The organism is Streptomyces sp. UNOC14_S4 (assembly GCF_020740835.1).
GTDB lineage: Bacteria > Actinomycetota > Actinomycetes > Streptomycetales > Streptomycetaceae > Streptomyces.
Map to the genome: position 1 here is coordinate 1 of NZ_JAINFC010000307.1, position 9272 is coordinate 9272.

Annotated in this window: 8 protein-coding genes; 2 read left to right on the top strand and 6 right to left on the bottom strand. The window is 69.2% G+C overall.

What is annotated here, in order from left to right; all coding sequences use genetic code 11:
- Positions 1–806: class E sortase (locus K6I34_RS24310; RefSeq protein ID WP_229328467.1), on the top strand; the 806-nt coding region annotated here is incomplete at its 5' end.
- A 65-nt stretch (positions 807–871) separates the two neighbouring features.
- Positions 872–1594: a class E sortase gene (locus tag K6I34_RS24315; RefSeq protein WP_229328468.1), complete on the top strand. Its 723-nt coding sequence runs from the start codon at positions 872–874 to the stop codon at positions 1592–1594.
- Positions 1595–1702: 108 nt separating this feature from the next.
- Here K6I34_RS24315 and pknB read toward each other — a convergent pair whose 3' ends face one another.
- From pknB to K6I34_RS24345, 6 genes are all read right to left on the bottom strand, one after another.
- Complete coding sequence (gene pknB, locus K6I34_RS24320) at positions 1703–3730, bottom strand: Stk1 family PASTA domain-containing Ser/Thr kinase (protein ID WP_229328469.1); 2028 nt, start codon at positions 3728–3730, stop codon at positions 1703–1705.
- Between the two features lie 162 nt (positions 3731–3892).
- A complete protein-coding gene (locus K6I34_RS24325) occupies positions 3893–5347 on the bottom strand; it encodes a penicillin-binding protein 2 (protein ID WP_229328470.1) in 1455 nt (484 codons plus the stop codon).
- Positions 5344–6759 (bottom strand): FtsW/RodA/SpoVE family cell cycle protein, encoded by a 1416-nt coding sequence (locus K6I34_RS24330; RefSeq protein ID WP_229328471.1) that lies wholly within the window; start codon positions 6757–6759, stop codon positions 5344–5346. The genes K6I34_RS24325 and K6I34_RS24330 overlap by 4 nt, the downstream gene beginning before the upstream one ends.
- Before the next feature lie 31 nt (positions 6760–6790).
- Positions 6791–8296 (bottom strand): Stp1/IreP family PP2C-type Ser/Thr phosphatase, encoded by a 1506-nt coding sequence (locus K6I34_RS24335; protein ID WP_229328472.1) that lies wholly within the window; start codon positions 8294–8296, stop codon positions 6791–6793.
- Positions 8297–8371: 75 nt separating this feature from the next.
- Positions 8372–8905: an FHA domain-containing protein gene (locus K6I34_RS24340; protein ID WP_229328473.1), complete on the bottom strand. Its 534-nt coding sequence runs from the start codon at positions 8903–8905 to the stop codon at positions 8372–8374.
- A gap of 10 nt (positions 8906–8915) precedes the next feature.
- Positions 8916–9272, bottom strand: a 357-nt coding sequence (locus tag K6I34_RS24345; protein ID WP_229328474.1) for an FHA domain-containing protein, incomplete at its 5' end; no start/stop codon positions are given.

Below are 9272 nucleotides of genomic sequence, written 5' to 3' on the forward strand. Positions count from 1 at the left end.
GGGGTGGCCGGGCCGCGCGGCGGAAGGCGGCCCGTGGGGCGCACAGAGCGCCGCGTTCCCGGCGGTCCCGCCGTTCCCGCCGGCCGGTGACGCCCACGGCGCCACACGCGGCTGGAGCCGCGCCGCGGGTCGGTTTCGGCGTCATGGCGAGCCGCTTCGTCGGCGAGCTGTTCATCACGGTCGGCGTGGTGCTGCTGCTGTTCGTCGCGTACCAGTTGTGGTGGACGAACGTGATAGCCCACCAGCAGGCGGGTGGTGCCGCCAAACACCTGCGGAATTCCTGGGACAAGGGCGTCGGCAAGGACCGGGACGCGGGCACGTTCTCGCCCGGCGAGGGCTTCGCGATCATCTATATCCCCGCGCTGGACGTGAAGGCCCCCATCGCGGAGGGCACCGGCAAGCACCAGGTCCTCGACCGTGGCATGGTCGGCCACTACGTGGGGGCGCTCAAGTCCGCGATGCCCTGGGACGAGCGGGGGAACTTCGCGCTGGCCGGGCACCGCAACACCCACGGCGAACCGTTCCGCTACGTCAACAGGCTGAAGCCCGGAGACAAGATCGTCGTGGAGACGCAGAGCGCCTTCTACACCTACGAGATGACGAGCCGCCTGGAGCAGACGTCCCCGGAGAACGTCGCGGTCATCGCCCCGGTGCCGCAGGGTTCCGGCTTCACCGGTCCCGGGCGCTACATCACCCTGACGACCTGCACCCCGGAATTCACCAGTACGTACCGGATGATCGTCTGGGGCAAGATGGTCGACGAGCGGCCCCGGAGCAAGGGCAAGCCGGACGCCCTCGTCGGGTGAGCGGGCCGCGGACGGTGAACGGGCGGCCGGGGACAACGGCACAGAGCGAAGCGGGGTACGACGCGGTGGCACGGAACGACGGCGACGGGCCACGGTGGCCGTCCCCCTCGCGCGGACGGATCGCGGCCACGGTGGCGGTGATCGGCGAACTGCTGATCACGGCGGGGGTGCTGATGGCCCTGTTCGTCGTCTACTCGCTGTGGTGGACGAACGTCCTCGCCGACCGCGAGGCGAAGCGGCAGGGCAACCACGTGCGCGACAACTGGGCGAAGGGCGGCCCCAGCGGCCCCGGCGCGCTGGACACCAAGGACGGCATCGGCTTCCTGCACGTGCCGTCGATGAAGAACGGCGAGGTGCTCGTCAAGAGCGGCACCGGCTCCGACATCCTCAACGAGGGCGTGGCGGGCTTCTATCGCGACCCAGTGAAGGCCGCGATGCCCTGGGACAAGCAGGGCAACTTCACCCTGGCCGCGCACCGCGACGGCCACGGCGCGAAGTTCCACAACATCGACAAGATCAGGACGGGTGACGCGGTCGTCTTCGAGACGCGCGACACCTGGTACGTCTACAAGGTCTACGCCGAGCTCAAGCAGACCTCCAAGTACAACGTGGACGTCCTGAACCCGGTCCCGAAGGAGTCGGGCAAGACGCAGCCCGGCCGCTATCTGACCCTCACGACCTGCACGCCCGTCTACACCTCGGACTACCGCTACATCGTCTGGGCGGAGCTCCAGCGCGAGGAGAAGGTCGACAACAAGCGCACGCTGCCGGTGGAGCTGCGGAAGTAGGACACGCGGGTACGCGGACACGCGCACACGGACACCAAGCGAGGGCGGGCCGAGAAATTCGGCCCGCCCTCGAGGTTTGGGAGAAAAGTGCGGCAGAAGCCTTCAGGTTCAGTGCCTGCGGCCGCCGGTCCAGCCGCTGAGGAAGCCCCCGTCGGTGCCCTGGTCCCCGCCGGGGGTGCCCGTGTCACCGCCCGGGCCGCCGGGGAGCCCGCCCACCGTCGTCAGGTTGACCGGAGTGTTCTTGTCGACCTGGGTGCCGGCGATCGGGTCGGACGTGAACACGGTGGCGTTGTCGTCCTGCGGGCCAGTGACGTTGCCGACCTGAAGGCCCGCGTCCGTCAGTGCCTTCCTGGCGTCCTTGAGCTTCCGGCCGGTCAGCCCCGGGACGGCCACCTTCTGGTTCGCCTTGCCCTTGGCGACGGTCAGCGTGACCGTGGAGCCGACCTTGGAGATGGTGTTGCCGTCGGGGCTCTGCTTGATGACAGTGCCTGCGGGCTGGTCCGACTCCTCCTCGGTCTTCTTCACGTTGAAGCCGAGGTCGCTCAGCTGCTTGTTCGCGGCGTCGTAGGACTGGCCGATCACGATCGGCACCTGCTTGGTCGCCTGTGCCTCGACGACCGTCAGCGTGACCGTGGAGCCCTTGGCGGCCTTGGTGGAGCCCTTGGGGTCCTGGCTCAGCACGGTGCCGGGAGTGTTGCCCTCGCTCGCGGTCGTCTTCACCTCGACGATGAAGCCCTTGTCCTCCAGGAGCTGGCGGGCCGTGCTCTGCTGCTTCTCGGTGACGTCCGGGACCTCGATCTGCTCGGCGCCCTCGGAGACCTTCACCTTGATCGTGCTGCCCCGGTCGATCTTGCCGCCGTCCTTGGGGTTCTGCTCGCAGATCTTGCCCTTGTCCTGGTCGCAGGCCTTCGTACCGTCCTGCACGACCTTCAGACCGACGTTGTCGGCCTGGTCCTTGGCTTCCTTGAGCGTCTCGCCGACCAGGTTCGGCACCGTCACCTGGGAATTGTTGGTCCCGCCGAACAGCGACTTGCCGATGAAGATCGCGCCGACGAGCACCAGGATGCCCGCGACGATCAACAGGATGGTGGAGAGGTTGTTCTTCTTGCCGCCGCCACCGCCGCGCCTGCGGCCGTTCCCGTCGTCGTAGCCGCCGTAGCCGCCGTCCCCCTCGCTGACCGGGGGCATCATGGACGTCTGCCCCGGGCCGTGGTCCTGCGAGCGCAGCATCGTCGTCGGCTGGTCCTCGCCGTAGCCCCCGGCGCCGTACCCGGCACCCGCCATGGCGGCCACCGGGCGGCCCTCCAGGGTCGCCTCGATGTCGGCCCGCATCTCGTCGGCGGACTGGTAGCGGTAGTCCGGGTCCTTGGCCAGGGCCTTGAGGACGATCGCGTCGATCTCGGGCGAGATCTCCGGGTCGAAGGCGCTCGGCGGGTTCGGCTCCTCGCGCACGTGCTGGTAGGCGACGGCCACGGGGGAGTCGCCCACGAACGGCGGGCGCACGGCCAGCAGCTCGTAGAGCAGGCAGCCGGTGGAGTAGAGGTCCGAGCGCGCGTCGACCTGCTCGCCCTTGGCCTGCTCCGGGGAGAGGTACTGGGCGGTGCCGATCACGGCCGCGGTCTGGGTCATCGTCATGCCCGCGTCACCCATGGCGCGGGCGATGCCGAAGTCCATCACCTTGACCTGGCCCGTGCGCGTCAGCATGACGTTGGCGGGCTTGATGTCGCGGTGGACGATGCCCGCCCGGTGCGAGTACTCCAGCGCCTGGAGGACGCCGATCGTCATCTCCAGGGAGCGCTCGGGCAGCAGCTTCCGGCCGGAGTGCAGCAGTTCGCGCAACGTCGACCCGTCGACGTACTCCATGACGATGTACGGGATCGAGACCCCGTCCACGTAGTCCTCGCCGGTGTCGTAGACGGCGACGATCGACGGGTGGTTGAGCGAGGCCGCCGACTGGGCCTCCCGGCGGAACCGGGCCTGGAAGGACGGGTCGCGGGCGAGGTCCACCCGCAGCGTCTTCACGGCGACGGTGCGGCCGAGCCGGGTGTCGTGGGCGAGGTAGACCTCGGCCATGCCACCACGGCCGAGCACCGAGCCCAGCTCGTACCGGCCGCCGAGGCGACGCGGCTCTTCCATAGCTCCAGCCCTTCCGTTTTCCTGACCTCACCGGCGTGGGTCCGGCGGTGTGCTGTCCGGGCATACCGTACCCGGCGGGTTGCGCGCCTTCCGGGCGCCACCGTCACCTGATACACGACCGGTACCGTCACACACGGCGCGCGGGCGGAGGGGTGAGCGGCGTCACTTCGACGTGCTGAGTACCGCCTCCATGACGTTCTTCGCGATCGGCGCGGCCAGCGCGCCACCGGCGACGTCGTCACGCGCCGTCGTGTCGTCGCCCTCGACGACGACGGCGACCGCGACCGGCGAGCCGTTGTCGGTCTTCGCGTAGGAGATGAACCAGGCGTAGGGCTTGCCGCTGTTGTCGACGCCGTGCTGGGCGGTACCGGTCTTGCCGCCGACCGTGACGCCGTCGATCTGGGCGCTGGTGCCGGTGCCCTTCTGGACGACCGTCTCCATCATCGACTGGATCTTCTGCGCGTTCGCCGCGGAGAGCGGCTGCGACATCTGCTTCGGCTGGTGCGTCTCGATGATGTTGAGGTTCGGCGCCCGGACCTTGTCGACCATGTACGGCTCCATCAGCTTGCCGTTGTTGGCGATCGCGGAGACGATCATGGCCATCTGGAGCGGGGTGGCGCGGTTGGACGCCTGGCCGATGCCGTCCATGGCGTTCTGCGGCCGGTTGTCCTTGGGGTAGACGCTCTTCTCGGCGCGGACGGGCGTGAGGACCTCGCTGTTGTAGCCGAACTTCTCCGCCTGCTTCTTCATCTTCTCGTTGCCGAGGTCGGCGCTGATCTTGCCGAAGACGGTGTTGCAGGAGATCCGGAGGGCCTCGCGCATGGAGACGTTCTCACACTGGATGCTGCCCTCGTTCGCCAGCGGGGTGACCGAGTCCGGAAGGATGTACTTCGGCGGGGTCTTGGTGTTCTGGTCCGGGTCCGTGTAGAGCCCGTTCTCCAGCGCCGCCGCCGCCGTGACGACCTTGAACGTCGAACCGGGCGGGTAGGTGGCCCGCAGCGCCCGGTTGAGCATCGGCTGGTCCTTGTCCTGCTCCAGCGTCGTCCAGTTCTTGCCGTCGTTCGCGCCCGCGATCTTCGATGGGTCGTACGAGGGGGTGGATGCCAGGGCGAGAATCTTGCCCGTACGCGGGTCGAGGGCGGCGACGGCGCCGCGCTTGCCGTTGAGGCCCTTGAAGGCGGCCTCCTGGGCCTTGGAGTTCAGGGTGGTGATCACGTCACCGCCCTTCTGCGCCTTGCCCGTGAACATGTCCACGGTGCGGTTGAAGAAGAGCTTGTCGTCGTCCCCGGTCAGGATCTTGTCGTAGAGCTTCTCCAGCTGGGAGCCGTCGAAGACCTGCGAGCTGTAACCGGTGACCGGCGCCCACATCTCGCCGTTGGTGTAGCTGCGCCGGTACTTGTAGTCGATGCCGTCGGTCTCCTGCGAGCCCGTGACCGCCTTGCCGTCGACGATGATGTCGCCGCGCGGGTGGCTGTAGCGGGCGATGGCGACGCGGTGGTTGTGCTTGTTGGTCTTGAGCGAGTCCGCCTGGACGAACTGGAGCCAGTTGCTGCGCAGCAGCAGGGCAAGCGTCAGCAGACCGCAGAAGATCGCGATCCGGCGCACGGGCTTGTTCACGGGCGGACCACCTGGGTCATCTCGGCGTCAGTGGTGGGGGCGGGCGCCGGCGCGGGGCGCCGCGCGGTGTCGCTGATCTTGATCAGGATGGCGACCAGTGCCCAGTTGGCGATCACGGAGGAACCACCGGCCGCCATGAAGGGCATGGTCATACCGGTCAGCGGGATCAGGCCCATCACGCCGCCGGCCACGACGAAGACCTGGATGCCGAACGCCGCCGACAGGCCGCACGCGAGCAGCTTGCCGAAGGGGTCACGGGCGGCGAGGGAGGTGCGCACGCCGCGCTCCACGATGATCCCGTAGATCAGCAGGATTCCCATGGTGCCCGCGAGCCCGAGCTCCTCGCCGACGGTGCCGAGGATGAAGTCGGAGTTCGCGGCGAAGCCGATCAGGTCGGAGTAGCCCTGTCCCCAGCCGGAGCCGAAGACGCCGCCGGAGCCGAAGGCCATCAGCGCCTGCGAGATCTGCTCGCTGGCCGCGGACTTGCCCCAGCCGCCGAACGGGTCGAGCCAGGCGTTCACACGGGCCTGCACGTGGTGCTCGAAGGACGCCACGCCGACCGCGCCCGCGGCGGACATCAGCAGGCCGAAGGCGATCCAGCTGGTGCGCTCGGTCGCGACGTAGAGCATCACGACGAACATGCCGAAGAAGAGCAGCGACGTACCGAGGTCGGTCTCGAAGACCAGGATGAGGATGCTGAACGCCCAGACGGCCAGGATCGGGCCGAGGTCACGGCCGCGCGGCAGGTAGATCCCCATGAAGCGGCGGCTGGCCAGGGCCAGGGCGTCGCGCTTCACCATCAGGTAGCCCGCGAAGAAGACCGCCAGGATGATCTTCGCGAACTCACCGGGCTGGATCGAGCCCAGGCCGGGGATGGTGATCCAGATCCGCGCGCCGAACTTCGCCGGGAAGAACATCGGCGCGATCAGCAGGGCCAGCGCCAGCGCCATCGAGATGTACGTGTAGCGCTGGAGGATGCGGTGGTCCTTGAGGAAGACCACGACGGCGCAGAAGAGCCCGATGCCGATCGCGGAGAACAGCAGCTGGTTCGGGGCCGACGCGACGAACTTGAAGCCCTGGCTCTTCGCGAGGTTCGCCAGCCGCTCCGACTGGTCGAGCCGCCAGATGAGGACGAGGCCGAGCCCGTTGAGCAGCGTGGCCAGCGGCAGCAGCAGCGGGTCCGCGTACTTGGCGAACTTCCGGACGACGATATGGCCGACGCCCGCGAGCAGACCGAGGCCGATGCCGTAGCCGAGCATGCCCGAGGGCATCTGACCATTGAGGGCGAGCCCCACGTTGGCGTAGGCGAAACACGGGATCAGCACCGCGAAGGCGAGCAGCGCCAGCTCGGTGTTGCGCCGGCTGGGCAGGCCCACGGTGCTGATCGTGGTGGTCGTGGTGGTCGATGACATGGCTGACATGGCGTGACGGACCCCTACCGCTTCACTGCTGAGTGCTGCACTGGGGGACCAACTTCTGCTCTTCCTCGCTGAGGGTGGGACCGGGCGCGGGCGACGCGGTGGGGGTGGCCTGAGCGCTCGGGGAGACCTTGCCGGCCTCACCCAGCGCGCCGCCCGCGCGCTCGCCGCTCTGCTTCTCCTTCTCGCGCGCCTGCTGTTCGGCCTTGCGGCGCTCGTCCTCCTTCTTGCAGGCGCCCGCGAGCAGGCCCAGTTCCTTCACCTTCTGGACGGCCTTGTCCTTGCTGTCGAGGGCGATGGTGTCCTGGACGCGGCCGCGCTGGTCGACCGGGAGGTACTTGAGTTCGATCTCGGGGTGGTCCTGGTACAGCTTGCTGAGGCTGATCCAGGCCAGGTCCTGGTTGATGCCCTGGTAGAGGGCGAGGTGGTCGTTGTCCTTGGCGGCGACGTAGTACTGCGTCTGCGTCCAGTTGTAGCCGCTGTAGAGCCCGCCGCCGATGACGCCGAGCACCACGGCCACGATCAGGGACCGCTTGATCCACCTGCCGCGGCGGACGGGCTTGACGTACTCCTCGTCCATGAAGGCGCCGAACGAGCCGTCCGGCGCCCCGCCCATGCCCGCCTCGCCGCTGCCGGGCGGGCCGAAGCCGCCCGACGGCGGTACGGGCCGGTTGGCGCGGGCGTGCTCGGCGGCCCGCCCCGCCGGGGTGTGCAGGGCACCGTCCTCGCCCAGCTGGAGCTGGTTCTCGGCGACCGCGCCGACGATCACCGGGGTGTCGCTGAACTGGCTCGCCAGGGTGTCCGTGCCGTCGACGTCGAGGACGTCGGCGACGATCACCGTGATGTTGTCGGGGCCGCCGCCGCGCAGCGCGAGCTGGATGAGCTCCTGGACCGTCTCCTGCGGGGCCTGGTAGCCGGCGAGGGTCTCCTCCATCGTCTGGTGGCTGACCACGCCGGAGAGGCCGTCGGAGCAGATCAGGTAGCGGTCGCCCGCGCGCACCTCACGGATGGAGAGGTCGGGCTCGACATGGTCGCCGCTGCCCAGCGCGCGCATCAGCAGGGAGCGCTGCGGGTGGGTGGTGGCCTCCTCCTCGGTGATGCGCCCCTCGTCGACGAGGCGCTGCACCCAGGTGTGGTCCTGCGTGATCTGCGTGAGCACGCCGTCGCGCAGCAGGTACGCGCGCGAGTCGCCGACGTGGACGAGCCCGAGCCGCTGACCGGTCCACAGCAGGGCGGTGAGCGTGGTGCCCATGCCCTCGAGCTGGGGGTCCTCCTCGACCATGACGCGCAGCTGGTCGTTGGCCCGCTGCACCGCGGTGCCGAGGGAGGTGAGGATGTCGGAGCCCGGGACGTCGTCGTCCAGCCCCACCAGGGTGGAGATCACCTCGGAGGAGGCCACCTCGCCCGCGGCCTGGCCGCCCATGCCGTCGGCGATGGCGAGCAGGCGGGGGCCGGCGTAACCGGAGTCCTCGTTGCCCTCCCGGATCATGCCCTTGTGCGATCCGGCGGCGAAGCGCAGTGAAAGACTCATGCGCACCTCGCCAGTCGGCTCCGGGTACAGCCCCTTCCCAGACACGCTGCCCACCCTCCGGTCGTCATGGTCCTACTACTTCCGCAGCTCGATGACGGTCTTGCCGATGCGGATCGGCGCGCCGAGCGGGATCGGGGTCGGGGTGGTCAGCCGGGTCCGGTCGAGATAGGTGCCGTTGGTCGACCCGAGGTCCTCGACGATCCACTGTCCGTCGCGGTCCGGGTAGATCCTGGCATGCCTGCTGGAGGCGTAGTCGTCGTCCAGCACGATCGTCGAGTCGTGGGCACGGCCGAGGGAGATGGTCTGGCCCTGCAGGGCCACCGTGGTGCCGGTGAGGGAGCCTTCGGACACCACGAGCTTGGTGGGCGCGCCGCGGCGGCCGCGGTCGGCACGACGGCCGCCGCCCTGCTGCTGGCGCTGCTGCTGCGGCGGTGCGGAGTGCTGTGCCGCGCGCTGGGTCTGCCGGTCATTCCCGCCGCGGCGGGAGCCACGCTGGGTCACCCGCGTGCCGAAGAGGTCACTGCGGATGACTTGGACGGCCACGATGACGAACAGCCACAAGACGGCGAGGAAACCCAACCGCATGACCGTGAGGGTCAGCTCTGACATTGCCCCCGCTTCACCCTTCGGCTTGCCGGTAAATGATGGTGGTGCTGCCCACGACGATGCGTGAGCCGTCGCGGAGCGTAGCGCGCGTGGTGTGCTGTCCGTCCACCACGATCCCGTTCGTCGACCCCAGGTCCTGGATCGTCGAGGGGGTGCCGACCCGGATCTCGCAGTGCCTGCGGGAGACGCCGGGGTCGTCGATCCGTACGTCCGCTTCGGTGCTGCGGCCCAGCACGAGGGTGGGGCGTGAGATCTGGTGCCGCGTGCCGTTGATCTCGATCCAGCGGCGGGTCTGCGCGCCGGAGGCGGGGACCGCGGCGGGGCGTGCCGCGGGGCGCCCGGTGCCGCCGGGCGGCGGGGACGCGGGCAT